At 60.2% G+C, this 23,039-nt stretch carries 20 protein-coding genes; 10 read left to right on the forward strand and 10 right to left on the reverse strand.

What is annotated here, in order from left to right:
* Position 1: 1 nt before the first annotated feature.
* The 5 genes from ACOOEX_RS19475 to ACOOEX_RS19495 all read left to right on the forward strand — a co-directional run bounded on the left by ACOOEX_RS19475 (position 2) and on the right by ACOOEX_RS19495 (position 3,175).
* A complete protein-coding gene (locus ACOOEX_RS19475) occupies positions 2-598 on the forward strand; it encodes a hypothetical protein (RefSeq protein WP_420396383.1) in 597 nt (198 codons plus the stop codon).
* A 10-nt stretch (positions 599-608) separates the two neighbouring features.
* Entirely contained in the window at positions 609-1,094 is a 486-nt protein-coding gene (gene lptA, locus ACOOEX_RS19480) for a lipopolysaccharide transport periplasmic protein LptA (protein ID WP_306044446.1), read from the forward strand.
* Positions 1,095-1,097: 3 nt separating this feature from the next.
* Positions 1,098-1,859 (forward strand): LPS export ABC transporter ATP-binding protein, encoded by a 762-nt coding sequence (lptB, locus tag ACOOEX_RS19485; RefSeq protein ID WP_071691725.1) that lies wholly within the window; start codon positions 1,098-1,100, stop codon positions 1,857-1,859.
* Positions 1,860-2,092: 233 nt separating this feature from the next.
* The gene (gene hpf, locus ACOOEX_RS19490) at positions 2,093-2,659 is read left to right on the forward strand and encodes a ribosome hibernation-promoting factor, HPF/YfiA family (RefSeq protein ID WP_420396384.1); all 567 of its coding nucleotides are present in this window, start codon (positions 2,093-2,095) and stop codon (positions 2,657-2,659) included.
* Positions 2,660-2,710: 51 nt separating this feature from the next.
* Positions 2,711-3,175: a PTS sugar transporter subunit IIA gene (locus tag ACOOEX_RS19495; protein WP_071691723.1), complete on the forward strand. Its 465-nt coding sequence runs from the start codon at positions 2,711-2,713 to the stop codon at positions 3,173-3,175.
* Here the strand turns inward: ACOOEX_RS19495 and ACOOEX_RS19500 are convergent.
* The 8 genes from ACOOEX_RS19500 to cysQ all read right to left on the reverse strand — a co-directional run bounded on the left by ACOOEX_RS19500 (position 3,172) and on the right by cysQ (position 12,363).
* The gene (locus ACOOEX_RS19500; RefSeq protein WP_420396385.1) at positions 3,172-4,602 is read right to left on the reverse strand and encodes a nodulation protein NodH; all 1,431 of its coding nucleotides are present in this window, start codon (positions 4,600-4,602) and stop codon (positions 3,172-3,174) included. The two genes, ACOOEX_RS19495 and ACOOEX_RS19500, sit on opposite strands and share 4 nt — an antisense overlap.
* A 3-nt stretch (positions 4,603-4,605) precedes the next feature.
* Positions 4,606-6,306 carry a beta-1,6-N-acetylglucosaminyltransferase gene (locus ACOOEX_RS19505; RefSeq protein ID WP_420396386.1) on the reverse strand — a complete coding sequence of 567 codons (1,701 nt, stop codon included), beginning with the start codon at positions 6,304-6,306 and terminating at the stop codon, positions 4,606-4,608.
* Positions 6,303-7,313, reverse strand: coding sequence for a glycosyltransferase family 2 protein (locus tag ACOOEX_RS19510; protein ID WP_420396387.1), 1,011 nt, complete (start codon positions 7,311-7,313; stop codon positions 6,303-6,305). Before ACOOEX_RS19510 ends, ACOOEX_RS19505 begins: the two co-directional genes overlap by 4 nt.
* The gene (locus tag ACOOEX_RS19515) at positions 7,310-8,536 is read right to left on the reverse strand and encodes a glycosyltransferase family 4 protein (RefSeq protein ID WP_420396388.1); all 1,227 of its coding nucleotides are present in this window, start codon (positions 8,534-8,536) and stop codon (positions 7,310-7,312) included. The genes ACOOEX_RS19510 and ACOOEX_RS19515 overlap by 4 nt, the downstream gene beginning before the upstream one ends.
* Positions 8,537-8,539: 3 nt before the next feature.
* Positions 8,540-9,430 carry a UTP--glucose-1-phosphate uridylyltransferase GalU gene (galU, locus tag ACOOEX_RS19520; RefSeq protein ID WP_420398393.1) on the reverse strand — a complete coding sequence of 297 codons (891 nt, stop codon included), beginning with the start codon at positions 9,428-9,430 and terminating at the stop codon, positions 8,540-8,542.
* Positions 9,431-9,523: 93 nt separating this feature from the next.
* Complete coding sequence (locus tag ACOOEX_RS19525; protein ID WP_420396389.1) at positions 9,524-10,768, reverse strand: glycosyltransferase family 2 protein; 1,245 nt, start codon at positions 10,766-10,768, stop codon at positions 9,524-9,526.
* Positions 10,765-11,565 (reverse strand): 3-deoxy-manno-octulosonate cytidylyltransferase, encoded by an 801-nt coding sequence (locus ACOOEX_RS19530; protein ID WP_420396390.1) that lies wholly within the window; start codon positions 11,563-11,565, stop codon positions 10,765-10,767. The genes ACOOEX_RS19525 and ACOOEX_RS19530 overlap by 4 nt, the downstream gene beginning before the upstream one ends.
* A complete protein-coding gene (cysQ, locus tag ACOOEX_RS19535; RefSeq protein WP_420396391.1) occupies positions 11,566-12,363 on the reverse strand; it encodes a 3'(2'),5'-bisphosphate nucleotidase CysQ in 798 nt (265 codons plus the stop codon).
* 134 nt (positions 12,364-12,497) lie between these two features.
* Here cysQ and ACOOEX_RS19540 point away from each other — a divergent pair, with 134 nt between their 5' ends.
* Both ACOOEX_RS19540 and ACOOEX_RS19545 read left to right on the forward strand, forming a co-directional pair.
* Positions 12,498-13,322, forward strand: a complete 825-nt coding sequence (locus tag ACOOEX_RS19540; protein WP_071691715.1) for an ABC transporter permease — start codon at positions 12,498-12,500, stop codon at positions 13,320-13,322.
* A complete protein-coding gene (locus ACOOEX_RS19545) occupies positions 13,319-13,939 on the forward strand; it encodes an SH3 domain-containing protein (protein ID WP_420396392.1) in 621 nt (206 codons plus the stop codon). The genes ACOOEX_RS19540 and ACOOEX_RS19545 overlap by 4 nt, the downstream gene beginning before the upstream one ends.
* Here the strand turns inward: ACOOEX_RS19545 and ACOOEX_RS19550 are convergent.
* Positions 13,936-14,538 (reverse strand): alpha-ketoglutarate-dependent dioxygenase AlkB family protein, encoded by a 603-nt coding sequence (locus ACOOEX_RS19550; RefSeq protein WP_420396393.1) that lies wholly within the window; start codon positions 14,536-14,538, stop codon positions 13,936-13,938. The genes ACOOEX_RS19545 and ACOOEX_RS19550 overlap by 4 nt on opposite strands.
* 213 nt (positions 14,539-14,751) lie before the next feature.
* On the opposite strand from ACOOEX_RS19550, the gene dnaK reads away from it, so the two are divergent.
* Together dnaK and dnaJ are read left to right on the forward strand one after the other, a co-directional pair.
* Positions 14,752-16,665, forward strand: a complete 1,914-nt coding sequence (dnaK, locus tag ACOOEX_RS19555; protein WP_306044432.1) for a molecular chaperone DnaK — start codon at positions 14,752-14,754, stop codon at positions 16,663-16,665.
* Positions 16,666-16,744: 79 nt separating this feature from the next.
* Complete coding sequence (gene dnaJ / locus ACOOEX_RS19560; protein ID WP_420396394.1) at positions 16,745-17,893, forward strand: molecular chaperone DnaJ; 1,149 nt, start codon at positions 16,745-16,747, stop codon at positions 17,891-17,893.
* A gap of 60 nt (positions 17,894-17,953) precedes the next feature.
* On the opposite strand, the gene ACOOEX_RS19565 is transcribed toward dnaJ, so the two are convergent.
* A complete protein-coding gene (locus tag ACOOEX_RS19565; protein ID WP_420396395.1) occupies positions 17,954-20,215 on the reverse strand; it encodes an NADP-dependent malic enzyme in 2,262 nt (753 codons plus the stop codon).
* A gap of 132 nt (positions 20,216-20,347) precedes the next feature.
* Between ACOOEX_RS19565 and mutS the strand changes: the two genes are divergently transcribed.
* A complete protein-coding gene (gene mutS / locus ACOOEX_RS19570) occupies positions 20,348-22,987 on the forward strand; it encodes a DNA mismatch repair protein MutS (RefSeq protein WP_420396396.1) in 2,640 nt (879 codons plus the stop codon).
* Positions 22,988-23,039 lie beyond the last annotated feature (52 nt).

The raw sequence follows: 23,039 nt of genomic DNA on the forward strand, positions 1-23,039 counted from the left end.
CATGGCCGCGCCCAACACCTATTCGCGTGTTGTCGCCTGGGTAAAGGTGATCCTGCCGCTTCTGGCACTGGCGCTGCTGTCGACCCTGTTCCTGTTCTCCCGCGCCCCGGATCCGAACCGCGCCATCCCCTTCGCGGAAGTGGATGTGGAGGAACTGGCCCGCGAACAAAGCCTTGGTCAGCCGCGCTTTGCCGGCACCATGTCGGATGGGCGCGAAGTGATCTTCACCGCCGCGCGCGTGGTGCCAAGGCTGACCAACCCCAACATGCTGGATGCCGAAACCATCGAGGCCCGCATTGACCTGAACGCTGAGTCCATCCTGCTGATCGTGGCAGGCAGCGGGCAGTTTGACCTGCGCAACGAGGCCGCCGATCTGGGGGACGAGGTACAGTTGACGACCACCACCGGACTACGCCTGAATACAGAGGTTCTGCATTTCGACATGGGCACATCCAGCGCCGTTGCGCCGGGAAATGTGCTGGTCACCGGCCCCGGTTTGTCCCTGACAGCCGGATCAATGCGAATCAGCGCGGTTGATGGAAACGACGTAGTCCTTTTTAATGACGGTGTTCGGGTGCTATACGAGCCCGGAAGTTAACGGAGCTTTCATGCGCGCCTTTCTCATTGCCCTTTGCGTGGCTTGCCTTTCCGCTTTGCCGATCTCGGCACAAACATCCATCGGATTCGGGGGGGTGTCGCATGACGCCAACCAGCCGATCGAGGTGACGTCCGACAGCCTCAGCGTGGATCAAACGACGGGAAATGCGGTGTTTTCCGGCAATGTCATCGTGATCCAGGGGGATCTGAGGATGGCGGCGGGCGAGGTGTCTGTCATCTACGGCACAGGCGACACGCAGCAGATCCAGCAGGTTCTGGCCACTGGCGGCGTGCTGCTCACGCGCGGACAGGACGCTGCGGAAGGCGCACAGGCGGAGTACTCGGTCGACACCGGTCACGTGTTCCTGTCGGGCGATGTCCTGGTGACGCAAGGGCGTACCACGATTGCCGGTGACCGGCTGAATATCGACCTCAACACCGGTAACGGCACCGTCGAGGGCCGGGTGCGCACCATCCTGCAACCTGCGGGGCAGTAACGGATGGCAGACCGGCCCGATCTTGTGATGGAACAGGGCCAACAGGGCCTGCGCGTCACCAATCTGCGTAAAAGCTACAAGCGCCGCCCGGTAATCCGCGACGTGACCATGACATTGGACCGGGGCGAAGTTGTGGCCCTTCTCGGGCCGAACGGATCGGGCAAGACCACCTGTTTCTATTCGATTGCCGGTCTGGTCGCACCAGAAGGCGGCAAGGTCATTCTGGACGGACAGGACATCACCTATCTACCGATGTATCGCCGCGCCAAGGCTGGCATCGGCTATCTGCCACAGGAAATGTCGATCTTTCGCGGTCTGACGGTCGAGGAAAACATCACGGCGATTCTCGAAGTGGTGGAAAAAGACCGCCACAAGCGACATGAACGGCTGGAAGAACTGCTGTCGGAATTTTCCATCACCCATCTGCGCGCGGCCCCTGCGCTGTCCCTGTCCGGGGGTGAGCGCCGCCGCGCCGAGATCGCCCGTTGCCTTGCCTCGAACCCCCGTTACTTGTTGCTCGATGAGCCCTTTGCAGGCGTCGATCCGATTGCGGTATCCGAAATACGCGCGCTGGTGTCCGACCTTAAAAAACGGGGGATCGGTGTCTTGATCACCGATCACAACGTGCGCGAAACGCTCGAAATCGTGGACCGCGCCTATATCCTTCATGACGGCACCATGTTGATGAGCGGCACCGCCGAGGAAGTGGTGCGAGACGAGAACGTCCGCCGGGTCTATCTGGGCCACAGTTTCCGCATCAGTTGATCTTTGCCAACGGTCGGATCACGTCGAGTTGTCGTTGACAGATCGCCCCGATTCAGCGCCAAATGGTGGGGATGTACGAAAGCGTTCCCGATCTTGCACTGCACATCGCCGGACCCACCGGGCCGACAAATGCAAGCAAACTTCGGGCAGGCATTTTCGTTACATCGCCGCACTGACCAACGGCCGGCCGGGGACCCATCCCCGCGTCGGCCGTTTGCATTTAAGGAGGTCCTATGCGCTACCAGATCAGCGGAAAACAAATCGATATCGGCGACGCCTTGCAAACCCATGTGAAGGACAGCCTTGGCGCCGTCGTGGAAAAATACGCTGAACGCCCGACCGACGCGAATATCGTGTTCTCGCGCAGTGGCCACGAGCATGTCTGCGAAGCCACCATCCACCTGTCGACCGGGTTGACCGCGTCGGCAAAAGCCGCCGACCATGAAATCTACGCATCCTTCGACCAATGCGCAGAGAAGATGGAAAAGCAACTGCGTCGCTACAAGCGCCGCCTGAAAGACCATCACATCAAGCGCTCAGAACCCGTTGAAACCTTCGCAGGTTCCTCGTATATCCTCGCGGGCTCGGACCATGGGGATGAGGACGAACCGGAATCGCTGCAGCCGATGATCATTGCCGAGATGGAGACGAAAATTCCGTCCCTTTCGGTTGGTGAAGCGGTGATGCAGATGGAAATTTCCGGCTCGCCTGTTCTGATTTTCCGAAACGAGGGACACGACGGGTTGAATGTGGTCTACCGCCGCGAAGATGGGAATGTCGGCTGGATTGACCCCCGTTAACAGAAGCAACAGGGGCCGGGCGCAAGCGCGGCCCCAGACCGGGACGGTTTCATGGATCTTGCGTCACTATTGAGCCCGACAGCGGTTCGTATCATCGCTGATGTCACCAGTAAGAAGCGGCTGATTCAGGCCGTGGCCGATGTAGCCGCGCCACTGACGGGGCTGTCGATGACGGACATCACGTCGGCCCTGCTGGAACGCGAAAGCCTTGGGCCGACCGGCTTCGGCAAGGGTGTTGCCCTGCCGCATGCCCGCCTGTCCGGCCTGACCGGGGTACAGGGCGCGTTCATCAAGCTGGATCGACCTGTGGATTTCGACGCCGTGGACCGCCAGCCTGTCGACCTGGTTTTTGCGCTGTTCGCACCAGAGGAAGCGGGAACCGAGCATCTCAAGGCACTGGCGCTTGTCTCTCGCACCCTGCGCGACCCGGTCCTGTGTGAAAAACTGCGGGCCAATTCAGACGCGGCGACGCTGCATACCTTGCTGACCGAGGCACGCGCGACGCAGGCGGCCTAAGGCTCCCAGGTCTGGAAGCCGAAATTCAGGAAATCCTTGCGATAGATGTCGAAGATCAGCGACTCGATCTCACTGTCGTTGATCTCTGCCAGCGGGAAAGGCTCCTCTGGCAAGGCCATGTCGAACTCTGCGCCATCGCGCCCCTGCGCTTTGGCCAGCTTCGGCAGTTCTTCGATCAGCTCCTCTTCCCGCAAGATGCGGTCGGGTAGCGCGAAATTGGCCATGCCCTGAATCAGTGCCGTCTGTGACGCGAAGATCTGTTCCACCTTCAGGCTGGTCTGTCCGGCAAGGTTCCCTTTCAGGAAATTCAGAAAGGCGATGAACGCCTCCTTGTGCTGGTCGGCATAGTAGCCGGGGATCAGCCCGTCCTTGGGAATGGGAAGGTTATAGCGATTCTTCAGTACCCGCCGGATATTGGCATAGGCAGGCCTGTCTGTGGGCAGAATGCAGCTGTTGAATACGTGATAGGCGCGTTCCAGCGGGTGACGCAGGACAGTAAAGCTGCGGTGGCCCGGATGTTTGCGCATCCATTGGCGGATGTCCCTCTGCTTTAGCCCGGTCAGCAGCTTGTCCGCGCTGATACCCTCCAGCCCCGCCATCCAATCCCTGACAGGGTCCACCGCCGCGCCGCGGATTGGCATGAACATCAACCCGGTGTCCGGCATCAAAACGAAGCCCGGCACGCCGGGATGACGCGGAGGCTCGAAATTGGGGGTTTTGCTCAGATCAAACCGGTCCAGCTTGGCCAACGACCGGACCATGTGGTCGTAGTTTTCCACCTTCTGGCTCAGATCGCTCGGGTTCTGCTTTTTCAGCTTCGAGTTCGTCGCCTCCAACGCATGGCTCGACCCCAGGAACCGCGCCAAGCCGTTCACGACCTCCACATCGTTGATGTCTTCATATCGAATATAGAACGCCGCCTGCCCGGAGGTTTGCAGCCCGCGTTGCAGCCGGATCTGGAACGATTGCAGGTCTTCCAGCATCGTCTCGAACTCCCACAAGCGGAACTCCACTTTGGCGCTTTTCTGGTGCTTCATATCCGTCAGGCGCCACTGACCGGTTTCAGTCGCGATCCGGCGGCTGACATAGCTTTCCAGCGGATTACGGGTCAGGATCACCTTGGCAATGCGCGGATCGGGCAGGATACGGTCCAACACGCGCGGATCATGGTCGTGGAAGAACCGAAAGCCCGGTAGGGAGTCGCCCGCATTCCCAAGGATGGCATCCAACAGGGCGAGCGGCTTTTCCTCGCGCCGGTCCATGTCGACACCATGCATCTCGAACGTATTGTGATGGCCCATGAAGGTCGGGTTATAGACCTCGCCCAGACAATTCAGATCGGGCAGATCGTTCAGCGTCGCCTCCAGATAGTTCGAGCCCGTCCGCATTTCGGCAAAGATCACGAAGGCATCGAAACGGTCGGACATGGGTTACCTGACAAGATAGGGCCGGGACCCGCCCGACCTGGGTTGCATTCCGGGCTGGTTGACGGGGAAGTCACCCGTGACATGCGGGTTCATCCCCTGGTTCTTCAGATTTTGCAGGAACTGACCAAATCCCGACAGATCGACCATGCGCGGCGCCTCGGTTATGCGCGCACCGGAGGACGGGCCACCGATGGCATCGAGGATTGATTGCAGGTTTTCCATCGGCTCTTCGACGAATTCCGCCAGGGACCAGATCTTCACCTCCGCCCGTGTCTGCACCCGGCGCAGAATGTTGACGAAGTCGATTTCCTGCTTTTGCAGCAGGGCTGCCGTCTTTCGGATCGTGTGGAAATCCTGATTCGAGTTGAACAGCGGCACCGCCCAGGCCCCTGTCACAACCGAGATCTGCGCATTCCCGTCAGAGGCGAGGAACGCCCCGATCCGCTGTTCGTCGCGCGGGCTGAACTGAAACACCTGACGTTCGCCCCGCGTGTTCCAGATCAGGCTGGTCAGGAAATGTTCAGGGTCATAGTCGCGAATGGCGGCGGCCGAGGACAAGCAGCCTGCATAGACATCCGCATCGCCCGAAAACCGCACGCGCACGGGGTCGAACAGGTTGCCATGCACCCGCGTGCCAAGACGGCGGGCCAGCCACGGTTCGAAATTCTCGAAGAGGTCGTTGAACCCCTGAAAGACCGAATAGGGCGCGCTGGTCTTTCCATTTTCCCAGTCAGGGTTCGGGAAGCGGCTGTGCATATACATGCCCGCCCGCCCCCGCGTTCGTCGTTCCAGCGCCTTGGCGAAGACCCGGTCGATTTTGCCCGGCGCGGGTTCGGCCATGACGGTGCCGCGATCCTGATCGGTCAGGAAGGTTTCATAGAGCCAATCCGCCTTGTGCCAGATCTTGCGCGCGACGAAGCAATCCGACCGCCGCAGCAGATGCAGGTGGTCATCATAGAAGACATGGGGTTTGCCCTGAAAATCGAATTTTGAGAGCGTCAGCGACCGGCTTTCGATATGGGTCGAATACTTGCGAACCAGTGTCTGATAATAGCTTTCGTCAGGAATCCAGACCAGTTTGAAGAACCGGTCATAGGCCTTGCGTGACGGGTCTTGCAGGATGGCGGACAGTGTCTGACGGGTCAGGCACCACCATTGGCTGCCCAGATGCGGGACCAGGTCGTCCGGCATGGTCCGCTTGAAGCCCACCTTGCGCTGCAGTTCCACATAGCCGTCGAACAGCCTGCGGTGACGTTTCCACGAAAAGGGAAACCTAAGCTGGAACCGTTCCGCATGCAGACCGTCCACCGTCCATTCCACGTCTTCCGTCGTGACACTTTCGATGAAGTCGGTGCGCGGACGGGCCGCCAGATAGGCCTTGAGCTCCTCGACCGGGCGCAAGGGCAGGCAGGACCCGCTGGACAGGAAAACATGTCTGACATTGGGGAATTCGGCCAACATCATTTCTGACGCGGTCTGCGATGCGGCGACCAGAGACCAGGTGCCCCATTCGCATTTGTGCCGCCCGCAGAATTTGACGTTCGGCAGGTCAGACAGATCAGATCTCAGACCCGAATACGCCTCATTCGACACGCGTTTGTCCACGTGGATCACCACCGGGCAATCCCGTTCCGCCCAATGCCGCGCCACCTGCGCCGCGCGATGCAGCGCCGTATGGCAGAGCATGACGAACCCGACGCTCATGCCCAGTTCCCCTTGGACATGAGCCCGAGGATTTCCAGCTGCCGCCAGTTGATGAAGCGTTCAGACCATTTGCACCAAAGGTTCGGGTCTTCCTGCAATCCGGCGGCATAGGCCTTGTATTCGTGACTGTTGGCGTAGTGCTGCTTGCGCTGCAGTTCCTCCCGCGCCTTCGTGGTGAAGGTGTCGAGGAACTTAGCATGCATCAATACGCCAGAGGCCTTTTCACCCCCCCACTCATCGAACACGAGGTTCAGCCCGCGCGGCAGCAACATATGGGTAGAGCTGGCAAAGGCATAGTTCTTGTCCCATTTCACCAGCGGGATCTTGTTCAGCGCCGGGGCGCGTTCGGGATTGTCCGGGAAGAACAGGCGCGCCCGTGGGCCACCCTGAATCCAAAGATTGCCGAAATCCCAGTTGCGCTTGATCATGTAGTTGCCGCTGTCGAACCAGCAGGCAATGTCGAACGGGTTCTGTCCCTCGCTATAAGGCTGCGTCGTGATCGGCCCCTTGGGGTACATGTCCAGCAGCATCGCCCCAAAGGACTTGATCGAGCTGCTTTCCAGCCAGTCGGTCAGCGCAGGGATAGGGCGCGTGTCGCAGAACGGGTAGACTAGGAACTCATCCGGGTCGACGACGACACACCAGTGACCATGACCATATTCCCGCAACAGCGAATTCAGCCAATCCATCCCGAAGCGGGAGCGTTTGTAGCTGGCGGGCGTGGTCCAGACCGAACAATCGCCCTGCCCGGCCAGGTATTCGCGTGTGCCATCGGTGCTGTCATTATCCACGAAGATGAAATGAGACACGCCCCTGTCACGATAGTAGCGCAGGAAATAGGGCAGGCGGATTCGCTCGTTTCGCAGGGTGACGAAGCACAGAACATCGTTGGGTCGGATCTGGTCGGTGCGGTCTGCCACAAGCAGAAGATCCCGCGCCTTGCGCCAGGCACGGATCAGAAACCGCTTACGTTCAAGGCGCAGCTTGTAGCGCTGAACCACCTTCATACCATGTCCCCTGCCCGGGCCTTTTGAAGGGCCTCAGAAACCGTGTCGAAATGTGCCTGCCACGTCGGAAGCTTCGCCGCTGGCAGCATCTCGTCCGCCAGTCTATCCCCCGATCGTTTCTTAATCGTTTCCAGCCAAGAATACGCGTCCTGAGGGTCAAGGTAAACGGCGCAATCGTTAACGGTTTCGCGCAACACCGGAAGGTCCGAGCAGATTGGCAACACCCCAAGCCGCGCGGCCTCCAGCGGGGGATAGCCGAAACCCTCTGCCAGCGTTGGAAACAGCAGCCCATGCGACCCCTCCAACAGGGTCCGCACCTGACCATCGCTCAGGTCGCTGTGTTCAAAGATCGCAGTTCCACGCAGCGGGTGGGTGTCGAGCCGTTGAAAGAATTCCTCCGATGCCCATCCCCTCTGGCCAACAATATGCAGATGCGGGCGACCAGATTCGGGCAGCATCGCCCAGACATCCAGCAACAGCTGGTGGTTCTTACGGGGCTCAATGGTGCCAAGACACACAAATCGCGGAGTATCAGGGTCTAAACCAAGCGATAACGGCTCTTTCTCCACGCGATCGGGCAGGCCAAGATGGGCCGTGACGAAGGCCATGTCCGGGCTCATATGCCGCACAAGTTGTCGTCTTGTGTCCTCCGAGTTGCAGATGATCAGATTTGCATGGTCCTGGCTGGCCGTTAGCATCTTGTGAAAATGCCCTGGTATCTCTGGACGAGAGAATTCCGGATGATCCAGAGGAATGGCATCGTGCAGCAGCACGGCGACCTGCACATCCGGGTTGGCCCGAAAGGCCCGTAGACAGTCCTCGGACAGGTTGCTGTGACCGACATTCAGATAGGTCGTGTCTTCCCGCAGGTGTTGGGACAACAGTCGAAACAGGTTGGCGTGCAGGCAGCGGGCAATGGCATGGCGACGCAGCAAAGCCTCGGCCCGATGTCGCAGCAGATCCGACTTGCCGGTCAGACGTGACAGCAGATCAGGCGGAGGCCAGTCCGATTTGCCGTCAAGCGCGTTCAGAAACGCCCGCGCACCCTCTACCCCGAACAGGATATACCCGCGAGAGCTACGCACCAGAAACCGGGGGTCTGTGTCCGTCTCAAGAACCCAATCCGCATAAGCGCGTTCGACGCGATCAACGCCCGTCAACTGACCTCGCCCGACGCGGGACAACAGCCGCGTCAGGTCAAGACACAGGGCGGGCCCGATCATAGGTTACTGGGCTGCGTTCTTCGTCGCCGACATCTGGTCGAGAAACTGGGAAAACTCGTCGCGCAGATCGTCACGTGCCAGACCGAAGGCCACGGTCGCCTGCAAGAATCCTGCCTTGGACCCGCAATCATAGCGCTGACCACGGAAACGGAAGCCATAGACGTTGTCCGATGCCTTGATCTCCTCGGCAATCGCGTCGGTCAACTGGATCTCTCCTCCTGCGCCCGATTTTGCACGGTTAAGGTTGCGCATGATGTCGGGCGTCAGGATATACCGACCGATAACCGCCAGATTCGACGGGGCATCCTGGATGTCCGGCTTTTCGACCATGCCCTTGACCGATACGACCGATCCCATGTCGTCGCGAATGTCGAGCACCCCGTAGGACGACGTCATCTCGGGGGGAACCTCCATCGCGGCGACCATGTTGCCACCGGTTTCCTCATGCGCCTCGATCATCTGTTGCAGACAGGGCTTTTCCGCGGCGATCACGTCATCCGGCAGAATGACCGCGAACGGCTCGTTCCCCAGCAAACGCCGCGCGCACCACACGGCGTGGCCCAGGCCCATGGCCTTGTTTTGGCGGATATAGGCAATCTGGCCGGAATCCATGTTGGTGGACTTCAGAGTCTGCAAAAGCTCGGTCTTGCCCTTCTTACGCAAGGTGCTTTCCAGCTCGGGCGCGATGTCGAAATAATCCTCAAGCGCGCTTTTCCCGCGGGAGGTGACAAAGATGAACTCCTTAATGCCCGCTGCCCGTGCTTCATCGATCGCGTACTGGATCAACGGGCGGTCGACGAGCGTCATGATCTCTTTCGGAATGGATTTGGTCGCTGGCAGGAAACGCGTGCCTAGTCCTGCCACCGGAAAAATCGCTTTGGTTACTTTCTTCATCTTCGTCTCCAACAGGTTGGAACCTACTTGTCTGCCGTCAGACCCCAAAATACGGGCCAATCGCGGCAAACTTCGTTCCTTTGAACGCTCTCTTTATGACACCTCGTCGGTATTGCATTCAGGGGCATCGGAAATCCAGCGAATTTTTTTCAGCCTTTCGATTTCGGACCTTATGCGCCTACCAAGTGACCAGATCATGAAAAGCCGCTGATTTCTTGACGATCTTCCGAACAAACCGCCGCTTTGCAGCCAGTATCCTTGAGGGGTGAAGACCACCCGATGCGCCCGCATGGTATGATCGAAAATCATCAACGTGACCGACCTGCCATCCTGCGCAAGCGATTTCGCCTGCACTTGCAGGCGCCGGCGCGAAAACCACCGTCCCGTCAGCAAAGCCGGTTCCGGGGCGGGCGCGGACAGAAGCGGCTGAAAGGCGGGGCCGGTTCCACTCGCTTCAAAGGTGGACACGGACAGCGTTCTGCCTGCGTCCAGCCCGGCTTCGAACCCGTCAAGCAGCTTGGCCCCGGCCTGCACGGTCAATGCGCCGGAGTTTACCAACCGTTCGACCCGTTCGGATTGTTCCGCCCTGATCGAGGCAATGCCCTCTGCCACTTCGTCTCCAGTGGCATGCTTCTGCAGATAGTGCATGCTGCTTTGGCCGATTTCGAACAGGTTTAGCGGTACCCGGTCCCCGGTGCGGCGTTCGCTGGCGGCGTATCCATGGTGAACGGCGGCAAATGGCGCGTGAACAGCCCGGTGACCCGCGCACATCAGACGATAGGCAAGATCGGTCTCATCAAGGTAGAACGCGAACCCTTCGTCGAACCCTCCAAGCGCAAGAGCCACCTCCCGGCGGATCGCCATATTCGTGCCTTCCAGCTTGACAGCGCGACCTTCCGGCAAGGGACCCGGGGGCGCAGGAAACGCTCTTCCAAGCCGGTCAACGACGCGATTGGCCCACTGGACGCTGATGCCGTTCCGCCCCAGGACAGTGCCTGTCGCGGCAGCAATATCAGTGTCTAACAAAGGGGAAATGAGATGAGTCAGCCATGTAGGCTCTGGCACCGCGTCATCGTCGATGAAGGCCACGATCTGGCCGCAAGACAGTGCCAGCCCGGCGTTGCGTGCAGCAGAGATATTGGGGGTGTCCTGCGACGCTGTCTTGATGCGAGCGGCAAAGGGCAGATCGGCAATGGCTTCAAGACCCGCCGCATCGGCCACGACGACCAGTTCGAAGGGACGATAGAATACCTGCCCGATCCCGATCAGCGCGCGGCGCAGCAGGGCGGGGCGCCCGTGGCTGACGACAATGACACTGACGGGCGGGCAGTCTGTCAAGGCGCCCCCATCTCGGCCAGCATGGTCTCTATTCTCGGCACGTCTTCCGGGTTGTTCAGCTCCCAGAACTTGCGGCCCCGCGCTTCGACCTCGACACACAGCACATTGTGGCCGTTTTCCAGGAACCTAAGCTGCTCCAGCCCTTCCAGTGTTTCCAGCGCCCCGACGGGCCAGGTCGGGTAGGCCTTCAGGGCATCGGGCCGGTAGGCATAGACACCGACATGATGAAACACCGGGGTAGGTTCATCGCGCTGATAGATGCGGCCCGTGTAGGGGATAACCTCTTTCGAAAAATAGAGCGCATGGCGATTGGCGTCGAAAACCGCCGTCGTACCGCCAACGCGCCCTGCATGCCGGTCGGCCATAAGCGCCGAATGGGTTTCCCCGTCGCAGCACAGAACCGGCGTGGCCAGCGCCGCGTCCGGCGCAGCCTTCAGCCCATTGATCAGATCCTCCAGGAACCAGGCGGGCGTCAGCGGTGCATCCCCTTGAAGGTTCACCACCATGTCCACGTCATCGCCCAGCATGCCCAGCGCTTCGGCACAGCGTTCGGTGCCGTTTCGGCAGCTGTCCGATGTCATCAGCACCTCGGCGCCGAACGCCTCAGCCGCCGTGCGAATTCGATCATCGTCCGTCGCTACGTAGACCGCGTCCACGCCATCAACGTCTTGCGCAGCCAGCCAGCTGCGTTCGATCAGGCTGCGGGACATGCCGGTGGCACCCTTCAGCTCTGCCAGCGGCTTGCCGGGAAAACGGGTCGACGCATAGCGTGCGGGGATGATGCAAACAGTGGTCATTCAGCCAGCCTTGAGATCGACGCCCGGGGCATGGGCGATGAAGAACGGGTTCTCATATCCGGGTTTGCCGTAGGTAAAGGGCGAGTGATCGTCGAACCGGATCACATGCCCCCCCGCACCACGCAGAACCGCGTCACCCGCTGCCGTGTCCCATTCCATCGTCCGGCCAAGACGCGGGTAGAGATCGGCCTCGCCCGTTGCGACCAGGCAGAACTTGAGGGATGACCCCGCGCTCTTCATGTCTTCGACATTGTACATGCCGATATAGGCATCTGTCGCGGCATCCCGGTGCGATTTGCTTGCGACGACCAGAAGAGCCGAATTGTCCGGTTTAGAGACTGATATCGCGGCTACGTTGCCCTTTTTGTCAGTGTCGAACGGCTTGGTTTCCTCGACGGATCGACCATCAGCCTCGGTGTAGAACAACCGCCCCTTGGCTGGCGCATAAACGACTCCACGGATCGGCACGCCGTCCTGCACAAGGGCGATGTTCACCGTGAAGTCGCCACGGCGTTTGATGAATTCCTTGGTCCCGTCCAGCGGATCGACGATGATGAAACTGCTGGCGGATTGCTCGTGGCTGGCAGCCTGTTCCTCGGTCACAAGAACCATGTCCGGGAAAGCCGACCTGATCCCTGCTGAAATCAGGGCATCGGCGGCCTCATCGGCCTCGGTCACCGGGCTTTCGTCCGACTTTGCCTTCACCTCGAAATCATCGGCATTGTAAATCTCCATGATTCGATCACCTGCCTGCAGGGCCAGGGTGCGGAAGACTTTCTCGATACTGGGGAAATCCATCCCGTTCCTCCTTGGGAGTTTCATTGAAAAAACCACTTTTTGCCGTTATCGTCGCCTAACAAGAATTGAGCAAGGTATCCCTGCGACAAAGACGGGGGGCCTGGCGTTCGGGCAGACAACATTTCGGTACACGCATGCAGTTCGGTCATTCCAGACGCAAATCGACCTTCGCCATTCTGCTGAGTCTGGCTGAGCTGACATATACCTCCACGGTTCGAAAGGTCCGGCAGTCGCACGGCAATGCCATCATGGCCCTGCTCATGAGCATGCTTCAGGCGATCCTGTTCGTCGTGGCCTTCTACTTCATGTTTACGGTTCTGGGCACGCGCAGCATGATGATCCGGGGGGATTTCCTGATCTACCTCGTTACCGGCATCTTCCTCTATCTGACCCATATCAAGGCCCTTGGTGCCGTCATGGGGGCAGAGGGTCCGACCTCGGCCATGATGCTGCACGCGCCGATGAACACGATCGTGGCCATCGTGTCGTCGGCCCTGTCCGCACTGTATATCCAGACGCTGTCGCTCTGCGTGATCCTGCTGGGGATTCACACGATCTTTGACGGGCTGGTCATTCATGACTGGTCGGGCGTTACCTTCATGTATCTGCTGTCATGGGCATCCGGTTGCGCGGTCGGGCTGATCTTCATGAACCTCAAGCCCTGGTTCCCTGATTTGATCGGGATCCTGCAAAGCGTCTATACCCGTGCAAACATGATCGCCTCCGGCAAGATGTTCGTTGCAAACGCATTGCCGGCGATGATGCTGCCCTGGTTCACGTGGAACCCGCTGTTCCACCTGATCGACCAGGCGCGCGGCTTTGCCTTCAATAATTACTTCCCGCATCACACCAATTGGCACTACCCGATTTATTTCACCATCGCCCTCGTGATGCTGGGGCTCATGGGCGATTTCTATACCCGGAAACGGGTTTCCGCGAGCTGGACGGCAGGACGATGAAAAAACTTCTTTTGACCCTCTTTCTTGTGTTTTTTGGCCATGCAGTGGCTGCCCAAGTGCATGATTACCCCGCGCTTTACCGTGTCACTGGTGTCGCCGCGACAGACGTGCTGAACGTTCGGTCCGGTCCCGGCGTGAACCATCAGATCATCGGCTCTTTCGCCCCGAACCAAACCCATGTGGAGGTTGTGGGCACCACCGAGGACCGCCGGTGGGGACGCGTCATCATCGGCGAAACATCCGGCTGGTCCTCGATGCGGTTTCTCAGCCGCATGGGGCCGGACTGGAACGCAGGCCTTCCCGCGCCGCTCTATTGTCACGGGACCGAACCGTTCTGGAGCTTTGAGCGCTTGATCGGTGGCGGCAACTTCAACAGCGTGACGATGGCCGCCCCAGAACCCTTCGCAGAATTGTGGAGCGGGACCGCCTCTGCCAGAGGACCGCAGGCTTTCGGCATGGTTCTGGACAGCGGAAATTCCAGGATGACGGCCTTCATCCGCCGCGGCATCTGTTCGGATGGCATGAGTGATCGGGACTACGGCATCATCGCCCATTTCCTGCGCACAAGCCCCCAGGGGTCCGAGCTGTTGGAAGGCTGCTGTTCCCTGTCGCGCTAATCGACCACCCGCAAGGTCAGGTTGATCCTTCCCCCGTTCGGCAAGAGCGGGGAGGAGCCAAACTTGATCCGGTCGATCCCGTGATGGCGCAGCCGCGCCTCGCCACCCATCACCACCACATCACCGGACCGCAGCCAGACGGATCTGGTCGCTCCGCCACGCTCAACATTGCCCATCCGAAACAGCGCCTCATCCCCGAGTGAGATGGACAGGACAGGCTGGCTGAAATCCTGTTCATCCTTGTCCTGATGCAGCCCCATGCGGGTGCCTTCGCCGTAAAAGTTGATCAGGCAGCAATCGGGATTTCGCACCGACCCTGACAATTCCTGCCAGACGGCCAGAATGCTGCCCGGAATCGCGGGCCACTCCATCCCGTTCGGATGCGTCGCCTCATACCGATAGCCCCGCCTGTCACTGACCCAGCCGAACCGGCCCGCAGACGTCATGCGCACCGACATTTTCTGCCCGCGAGGCGTTACGGGGTGAAACAGCGGCGCCGATTGAACAACCTTGCGGATATCTGCCACCATCTGCGCCTGCGCATCAGGCGACAAGTGGTCGGGATAGATGTCGAAGCCCTGAATCTGCAGCTTGTTCATGGGCGCACCTCTCTCAAACTCTTCCACGGATGGAACCTGAGTCAGATTCCGTCCATTTCAACGCTTTGCCACGCTTGCAGCGACCGGAACCCCCACTTATATACCCTGCGAAGCTCGGTCGGGGCACTCCTCGGCCAAATTGGGATAAGGGGCCGGGGGCCGCAATCGGACCCGCCCCCTGCAACATCGCCTTGAAGAAGGAATGACAAAGACATGGCCAAAGTGATTGGTATCGACCTCGGCACCACGAACTCCTGTGTTGCCATCATGGACGGATCGCAGCCCCGCGTTATCGAAAACTCGGAAGGCGCACGCACCACCCCTTCGATCGTCGGCTACACCGATGACGAAAAGCTGGTGGGTCAGGCCGCAAAGCGGCAGGCCGTCACCAACCCCGACAACACCATCTTCGCCGTCAAGCGCCTGATCGGCCGCCGCGTGGGCGACCCCGCGGTCGAGAAGGACAAGAAACTGGTGCCTTATGCCATCGTGGACGGTGGCAATGGCGACGCCTGGGTCGAGGTGAAGGGCGAGAAATACAGCCCCAGCCAGGTGTCCGCGCTGATCCTGGGCAAGATGAAGGAAACCGCCGAAAGCTACCTCGGTGAGGAAGTGACGCAGGCCGTCATCACCGTGCCCGCCTATTTCAACGACGCCCAGCGTCAGGCCACCAAGGACGCCGGCAAGATCGCGGGCCTCGAAGTGCTGCGGATCATCAACGAACCGACTGCGGCTGCCCTTGCCTATGGCCTGGACAAGAAAGACAGCAAAACCATCGCGGTCTATGACCTTGGCGGCGGTACGTTCGACATCACCATTCTGGAGATTGACGACGGCCTCTTCGAAGTGAAATCCACCAACGGCGACACCTTCCTTGGCGGTGAAGACTTTGACATGCGCATTGTCAACTACTTGGCGGACGAGTTCAAAAAGGAACACGGCGTCGACCTGACCAAGGACAAGATGGCCCTCCAGCGCCTGAAAGAGGCCGCCGAGAAAGCCAAGATCGAACTCAGCTCCGCCACCCAGACCGAAATCAACCAGCCCTTTATCTCGATGGGCAAGGACGGCACGCCGCTGCACATGGTCATGAAGTTGACCCGCGCCAAGCTGGAATCGCTGGTAGGTGATCTGATCAAGGCGTCGCTCAAGCCCTGTCAGGCCGCGCTGAAGGATGCTGGCCTGTCCAAGGGCGAGATCGACGAAATCGTCCTGGTCGGCGGCATGACCCGCATGCCCAAGGTGATCTCGGAAGTGTCGAGCTTCTTCGGAAAAGAACCGCACAAGGGTGTGAACCCCGACGAAGTCGTGGCCCTAGGTGCCGCGATTCAGGCCGGTGTTCTGCAAGGCGACGTCAAGGACGTGGTTCTGCTGGATGTGACGCCCCTCTCGCTTGGCATCGAAACGCTCGGTGGTGTCTTCACCCGCCTGATCGACCGCAACACGACGATCCCGACCAAGAAGTCGCAGATCTTCTCGACCGCGGAAGACAACCAGAATGCAGTGACCATTCGCGTGTTCCAGGGTGAACGGGAAATGGCGGCAGACAACAAGATGCTGGGCCAGTTCAACCTTGAGAATATCCCGCCCGCACCGCGCGGCATGCCGCAGATCGAGGTGACCTTCGACATCGACGCCAACGGCATCGTGTCCGTGGGCGCCAAGGACAAGGGCACCGGCAAGGAACAGCAGATCACCATCCAGGCATCCGGCGGCCTGTCCGATGACGATATCGAACGCATGGTGCGCGAAGCCGAGGAAAACGCCGAGGCCGACAAGAGCCGCAAGGAACTGGTCGAAGCGAAGAACCAGGCTGAAAGCCTGATCCACTCGACCCAGAAGTCGATGGAAGAACATGGCGACAAGGTCGATCCGACCACCATCGAAGCCATCGAACTGGCGATCAAGGCGCTGGAAGAAACGCTGGACTCCGAAGACGCGGCCAAGATCAAGGGCGGCATCCAGAACGTGACCGAAGCCGCAATGAAGCTGGGTGAAGCCATCTACAAGGCCCAGGCCGAGGAAGCTGGCGAAGACGCGCCTGACGGTGTGGACGAACCCGGCGGCGTCGATGACGACATCGTGGACGCGGATTTCGAGGACCTCGACAACGACCGTCGGTCGTGATCGCGTGAACTGACCCACGTGCGACCGGCTGAGGACACCCCTTGGCCGGTCTGCGCGTTTGAGGAAGGCAGCAATCCAAATGGCAAAACGCGACTATTACGAGGTTCTCGGGGCCTCCAAGGGGGCCTCGGCGGACGAGCTGAAAAAGGCCTACCGCAAGAAGGCCAAGGAACTGCACCCGGACCGCAACGCGGACAATCCGGATGCCGAGGCTCAGTTCAAGGAAGTCAACGAAGCCTACGAAGTGTTGAAGGATGCCGACAAGAAGGCCGCCTATGACCGCTATGGTCACGCGGCATTCGACGGCGGCATGGGCGGCGGCCCGCGTGCGGGCGGTGGCCGGGGCCAGGGCGATTTCGCCAGTGCCTTTTCAGATGTGTTCGAAGACCTGTTCGGCGATTTCATGGGCGGTCAGCGTGGTGGTGCCCGCAACAGGGCCACGCGCGGATCCGACCTGCGCTATAACCTCAGGATCTCGCTGGAAGAGGCCTATGCGGGCCTGCAAAAGGCAATCACCGTCCCGACCTCTGTGTCTTGCGGTGAATGCAACGGCAGCGGCGCGGAAGGCGGGGCCGAGCCCCAGACCTGTCCCACCTGTTCGGGCATGGGCAAGGTACGCGCGCAACAGGGCTTCTTCACCGTTGAACGCACCTGCCCCACCTGTTCGGGTGCTGGTCAGATCGTGAAAAACCCCTGCCGTGTCTGCGGCGGATCAGGCCGGACCGAGAAGGAAAAGGCGCTGTCGGTCAACATCCCCGCCGGCGTCGAAACCGGCACCCGCATTCGCCTGTCAGGCGAGGGTGAGGCCGGGCTGCGCGGCGGGCCTCCGGGTGATCTTTATATCTTCATCGAGGTGCAGGATCACGCGATCTTCCAGCGTGACGGGCTGGACCTGTTCTGCCGCGTGCCGGTGTCGATGACCAAGGCCGCCCTGGGTGGCGAGGTCGAGGTGCCCACGATCGACGGTGGCCGCAGCCGCGTGAAGGTGCCCGAAGGGTCCCAATCCGGGCGTCAGATGCGCCTGCGCGCCAAGGGCATGCCCGCGCTGCGCGGCACCGGTCAGGGCGATATGTATATCGAGCTGGCCGTTGAAACCCCGGTGAAACTGACCAGCGAACAGAAAGAGCTGTTGCGCCAGTTCGAAGAATCCTGCGCCAAGTCGAACAACCCGAATGCCACGGGCTTCTTCGACAAGGTCAAGAATTTCTGGGACGGCATGACGAGCTGATTTCGCTTGGTTTAGAGACGAAAGAGGCCCGCGAGATCACCTCTCGCGGGCCTTTTCCATTCAGTGACCAATGCGGCTGGCAGCCATCGCGGCCATGTTCAGGATGTCGTTGGCAGTCGAGCCCGTCGAACAGATCTGCACAGGATGTTCCAGCCCGGTCAGGATCGGACCGATCACGGTCGCGCCAGCCATTTCCTGCATCAGCTTGACCGAGATCGACGCCGAATGCCGCGCCGGCACCACCAGAACATTCGCAGGACCGGACAAGCGCGTGAACGGATACTGCGCCATGACTTCACGGTTCAGGGCCACATCGACGGTCATTTCGCCATCGTATTCGAAATCCACGCCCCATTTGTCCAGAACCTCTGGCGCAAGGTGCATCTTCTCGGCCCGTTCCGACACCGGATAGCCGTAGGTCGAGAAACTGACGAAGGCCACACGCGGTTCGATCCCCAGACCGCGCGCCACGGTTGCACCGCGCTGCGCGATCAGGGCCAGATCCTCGGCCTCGGGCCATTCGTGGACCAGCGTATCGCCGATCAGCACGATCTTGCCCTTGTTCATCAGAACCGTGACCCCAACAGCCCCATCTTGCGCCCGCGCATCGAAGACATGCCCGATCAGTCCCAGCACATGCGCCGATTTGCGGGTGGCCCCCGTCACCAACCCATCCCCATGCCCATGCGCCAGCATCAGGGACGAGAACACATGCCGATCACGGGCGGCCAGCCGGTGAATATCGGTGCGGTCGAAGCCCTTGCGCTGCAACCGGTCGTAAAGGAAGGATTTGTAGGTATCGAGATGTGGCGTATTGGCCGCGTTCACGATCTGCAACTCGCGCGCCGCATCGCCCAGACCCACGCTTTCCAGCTTCTGTTTCACATCCGCATCGCGGCCGACGACGATGGCCTTGCCCATCCCGTTACGCTGATAGGCCACCGCCGCGCGCAGCACGCGCACATCGTCGCCCTCGGCAAAGATCATGCGGGCCTGCGCCGCACGCGCCCGCGCGTTGATCCCCCGCAGGACAGAGGCCGTCGGGTCCATCCGCGCGTTCAGGGTCTGTGCATAGGCATCGAGGTCGATGATCGGTCGCCGCGCCACGCCGGTTTCCATCCCGGCCTTTGCCACCGCAGGGGGGATCGTGTAGATCAGCCGGGGATCGAACGGCGTGGGAATAATGTAGTCGCGCCCGAAGGACAGCTTGCGGCCATAGGCCATGGCGACTTCGTCCGGCACATCTTCACGAGCCAATTCAGCCAGCGCCTCGGCACAGGCGATCTTCATCTCGTCATTGATGGCACGAGCGTGGATATCCAGTGCCCCACGGAAGAGATAGGGGAAGCCCAGAACGTTGTTCACCTGGTTGGGATAGTCGCTGCGACCGGTGGCCACGATGGCATCCACCCGCACCTCATGCGCTTCTTCCGGGGTAATCTCGGGATCAGGATTGGCCATGGCGAAGATCACCGGGTTGTCGGCCATGGATAGAACCATGTCCTGAGTCACCGCGCCCTTGGCAGACACGCCAAGGAACACGTCACAGCCCTTCATCGCATCTTCCAGCGTGCGCGCCTCGGTCTTCACCGCGTGCGCCGATTTCCACTGGTTCATGCCCTCGGTGCGGCCCTGGTAGATCACACCCTTGGTGTCGCACATGATGCAGTTGTCATGCCGCGCGCCCATGGCTTTCAACAGCTCAAGACAGGCAATTCCGGCCGCACCCGCGCCATTCAGCACGATCTTCACATCCTCGATTTTCTTGTTCGACAGATGCAGTGCGTTGATCAGACCCGCCGCACAGATCACCGCGGTGCCGTGCTGGTCATCGTGGAAGACGGGAATATCCATCTCTTCCTTGAGCGTCTGCTCAATGATGAAGCATTCCGGCGCCTTGATGTCTTCAAGATTGATCCCGCCGAAACTCGGCCCCATCAGGCGCACTGCCTTGATGAATTCTTCCGGGTCTTCTGTGTCCAGCTCGATATCAATGGAATTGACGTCAGCAAAGCGCTTGAACAGCACCGCCTTGCCCTCCATCACCGGCTTGGACGCGAGCGCGCCAAGGTTCCCAAGACCCAGAACCGCCGTGCCGTTGGAAATCACCGCCACCATGTTGCCCTTGGTGGTGTAGTCATAGGCGAGTTCCGGGTTCTCGGCGATGGCCTCGCACGGGACCGCCACACCGGGCGAATAGGCCAGGCTCAGGTCGCGCTGCGTGGTCATCGAGGTCGAGGCCTGAATGTCGATTTTCCCCGGACGCGGTTCCAGGTGATAGGCCAGCGCCTCTTCGCGTGTGACTTTCGTCTTGTTCGACATTTTCGCTCGGTCTCCGTTTTTCCAGCCAGATTGTCTTACGGCGATTGCCCCAACGTCACAACCAAGCAGTTTTGCGGCCTTTTACCCGGCCCGCGCAATTTGTACTGTGGCGGCGCAGGTAAGGGGATGTCGATGACCGCACAAGTGACGCCGATGATGGCGCAATTCCTGGAGATCAAGGCGCAACACCGCGACGCGCTGCTGTTTTACAGGATGGGCGACTTTTACGAGATGTTTTTTGACGATGCCGTCGCGGCAGCCGAAGCGCTGGATATCGCGCTGACGAAACGCGGCAAACATCTGGGCGAAGACATTCCGATGTGTGGCGTTCCCGTGCATTCTGCCGAGGGCTATTTCCTGACGCTGATCCGCAAGGGGTTTCGCGTTGCGGTCTGCGAACAGATGGAAGACCCGGCAGAGGCGAAGAAGCGTGGGTCGAAAGCCGTGGTTCACAGGGCGGTGGTTCGTCTGGTCACGCCTGGCACCCTGACAGAAGACACTCTGCTGGAGGCACGGCACCATAATTACCTCGCCGCCTATGCAGATATCAGGGGAGAGGCTGCGCTGGCCTGGACCGATATTTCCACAGGTGCGTTTCACGTGATGCCCTGCCCATTGGTGCGTCTTGCCCCGGAACTTGCCCGGCTGTCACCTCGGGAAATTCTGGTTGCGGATGGTGTCAGCGACGACGTTCTGTCAGTGATCGAAGAGGCAGAGATACCCGTCACCCCGCTGTCACCCTCCAGCTTTGACAGCGGGGCGGCAGAACGGCGGATTCAGTCTCTGTTTCGGGTGAAATCGCTTGAATCCTTCGGTGCTTTTTCCCGCCCTGACCTGGCAGCGATGGGTGCCCTTGTCGACTATCTGGAGATTACTCAGAAAGGCAAACTGCCACTTCTCAGACCGCCGTCTCGAACCTTGGCGCAGCGGATGATGCAGATCGACGCGGCCACCCGGCGCAATCTGGAACTGACAGCCTCCATGAATGGCGGGCGCTCCGGGTCGCTTCTCGCCACCATCGACAAGACCCTGACCGCAGGCGGCGCGCGCTTGCTGGAACACCGCCTGTCCAGTCCCTCGACCCAGATCCCCGTAATTGCCGACCGGTTGGAGTCGGTGGAGACTTGTGTAGATGACTCGCGCCTTTGCGATACCCTTCGTGAAACGCTTCGCAAGGTGCCAGACATGGACCGCGCCTTGTCACGTATCGGGCTCGACCGTGGCGGTCCGCGAGACCTGGCCGCCATCAGAAACGGCCTGGCCGAGGCGGCTCAGCTGCACCAAACTCTGAAAGATCGAGGCCTGCCCGAAACTCTTGCCCGTGCCGTTGGGGCGCTCTCCGGGCATGAGGACCTGATAGATCAGCTCGAGTCAGCTCTGATCGCAGATCCGCCCCTTCTTGCACGCGACGGTGGGTTCATAGCGCCGGGCTACGATAACGACCTGGACGAAACGCGGCAGCTACGCGACGAGGGGCGCGGCATCATCGGGAAGATGCAGGCCGACTATGCCAGGCAGACCGGCGTCCAGTCGCTGAAGATCAAGCACAACAACGTGCTGGGGTATTTCATCGAAACCACCGCGACTCATGCGCAGAAGATGCTGTCGCCACCCCTGTCCGAAACCTTCATTCACCGACAGACCACGGCCAATCAGGTGCGGTTCACAACAGTGGAATTGTCAGAGATCGAAACAAAGATCCTGAACGCAGGCAACCGGGCACTGGAGATCGAGAAAGCCCTGTTTCAGTCTCTGAAACAGGCGATTTTGACCCGAAATGAGGAAATCGGCGCGGCGGCTGCAGCCTTGTCCGAGATTGATCTGACCGCCGCTCTCGCGCATCTCGCCCGGTCCGAAAACTGGGTCCGTCCCCAGATGGACGACAGCCGGGATTTCATCGTCGAGGCCGGCCGTCACCCGGTCGTGGAACACGCGTTGCAGAAGGACGGCGAACCGTTCATTGCGAATGATTGCGATCTGACCGCCGAGGGCAATGCCGCGTCATTGACCCTGCTGACCGGTCCAAACATGGCCGGTAAGTCGACCTATCTGCGCCAGAACGCACTGATAGCCATTCTTGCGCAGATGGGCAGTTTCGTGCCGGCGAGGTCCGCAAAGATCGGCCTTGTCAGTCAGGTCTTCAGCCGGGTCGGCGCATCCGACGATCTGGCGCGGGGACGATCGACCTTCATGGTCGAGATGGTCGAAACCGCTGCGATCCTCAACCAGGCCGATGACCGTGCGCTGGTCATCCTCGATGAAATCGGCCGCGGCACCGCCACCTATGACGGTCTTTCCATCGCATGGGCCACCTTGGAACACCTGCACGAGGTTAATCGTTGCCGCGCCCTCTTCGCCACACATTACCACGAGATGACCAGCCTTGCCGACCGGATGGAAGGCGTCAAGAACGCCACCGTCGCCGTCCGCGAATGGGAAGGAGAGGTCATTTTCCTGCACGAGGTGCGCCCCGGTGCCGCCGACCGCAGCTACGGTGTGCAAGTGGCAAAACTGGCGGGGCTGCCGCCCTCTGTCGTCGCCCGGGCCCATGATGTTCTGGATGCGCTGGAGAAGGGCGAACGGGAAGGCGGCGACCGTCAGAAGGCGCTTATCGACGACCTGCCGCTCTTCTCGGCCACTCCCGCCCCGGCCCCGCAACCTGTGAAACCTTCACCAATCACGGACCGGTTGAAAGACATTCACCCGGACATGCTGACACCCAAGGACGCGCTCGACCTGATATACGAGCTGAAGGCGCTCGAAACGGACTAAGACACGCACAATTCGTCTATAATTGACCGCGCCCTTTCATCTTGGCCCAAAC

Origin of the sequence: Nioella sp., from assembly GCF_965215655.1 — a bacterium.
Lineage (GTDB): Bacteria > Pseudomonadota > Alphaproteobacteria > Rhodobacterales > Rhodobacteraceae > Nioella.

Bases quoted from the DNA above. Each gene is read 5' to 3' on its own strand.
- ACOOEX_RS19475 (WP_420396383.1), top strand. From the start codon at position 2: ATGGCCGCGCCCAACACCTATTCGCGTGTTGTCGCCTGGGTAAAGGTG.
- lptA (WP_306044446.1), top strand. From the start codon at position 609: ATGCGCGCCTTTCTCATTGCCCTTTGCGTGGCTTGCCTTTCCGCTTTG.
- lptB (WP_071691725.1), top strand. From the start codon at position 1,098: ATGGCAGACCGGCCCGATCTTGTGATGGAACAGGGCCAACAGGGCCTG.
- hpf (WP_420396384.1), top strand. From the start codon at position 2,093: ATGCGCTACCAGATCAGCGGAAAACAAATCGATATCGGCGACGCCTTG.
- ACOOEX_RS19495 (WP_071691723.1), top strand. From the start codon at position 2,711: ATGGATCTTGCGTCACTATTGAGCCCGACAGCGGTTCGTATCATCGCT.
- ACOOEX_RS19500 (WP_420396385.1), bottom strand. From the start codon at position 4,602: ATGTCCGACCGTTTCGATGCCTTCGTGATCTTTGCCGAAATGCGGACG.
- ACOOEX_RS19505 (WP_420396386.1), bottom strand. From the start codon at position 6,306: ATGAGCGTCGGGTTCGTCATGCTCTGCCATACGGCGCTGCATCGCGCG.
- ACOOEX_RS19510 (WP_420396387.1), bottom strand. From the start codon at position 7,313: ATGAAGGTGGTTCAGCGCTACAAGCTGCGCCTTGAACGTAAGCGGTTT.
- ACOOEX_RS19515 (WP_420396388.1), bottom strand. From the start codon at position 8,536: ATGATCGGGCCCGCCCTGTGTCTTGACCTGACGCGGCTGTTGTCCCGC.
- galU (WP_420398393.1), bottom strand. From the start codon at position 9,430: ATGAAGAAAGTAACCAAAGCGATTTTTCCGGTGGCAGGACTAGGCACG.
- ACOOEX_RS19530 (WP_420396390.1), bottom strand. From the start codon at position 11,565: ATGACCACTGTTTGCATCATCCCCGCACGCTATGCGTCGACCCGTTTT.
- cysQ (WP_420396391.1), bottom strand. From the start codon at position 12,363: ATGGATTTCCCCAGTATCGAGAAAGTCTTCCGCACCCTGGCCCTGCAG.
- ACOOEX_RS19540 (WP_071691715.1), top strand. From the start codon at position 12,498: ATGCAGTTCGGTCATTCCAGACGCAAATCGACCTTCGCCATTCTGCTG.
- ACOOEX_RS19545 (WP_420396392.1), top strand. From the start codon at position 13,319: ATGAAAAAACTTCTTTTGACCCTCTTTCTTGTGTTTTTTGGCCATGCA.
- ACOOEX_RS19550 (WP_420396393.1), bottom strand. From the start codon at position 14,538: ATGAACAAGCTGCAGATTCAGGGCTTCGACATCTATCCCGACCACTTG.
- dnaK (WP_306044432.1), top strand. From the start codon at position 14,752: ATGGCCAAAGTGATTGGTATCGACCTCGGCACCACGAACTCCTGTGTT.
- dnaJ (WP_420396394.1), top strand. From the start codon at position 16,745: ATGGCAAAACGCGACTATTACGAGGTTCTCGGGGCCTCCAAGGGGGCC.
- ACOOEX_RS19565 (WP_420396395.1), bottom strand. From the start codon at position 20,215: ATGTCGAACAAGACGAAAGTCACACGCGAAGAGGCGCTGGCCTATCAC.
- mutS (WP_420396396.1), top strand. From the start codon at position 20,348: ATGACCGCACAAGTGACGCCGATGATGGCGCAATTCCTGGAGATCAAG.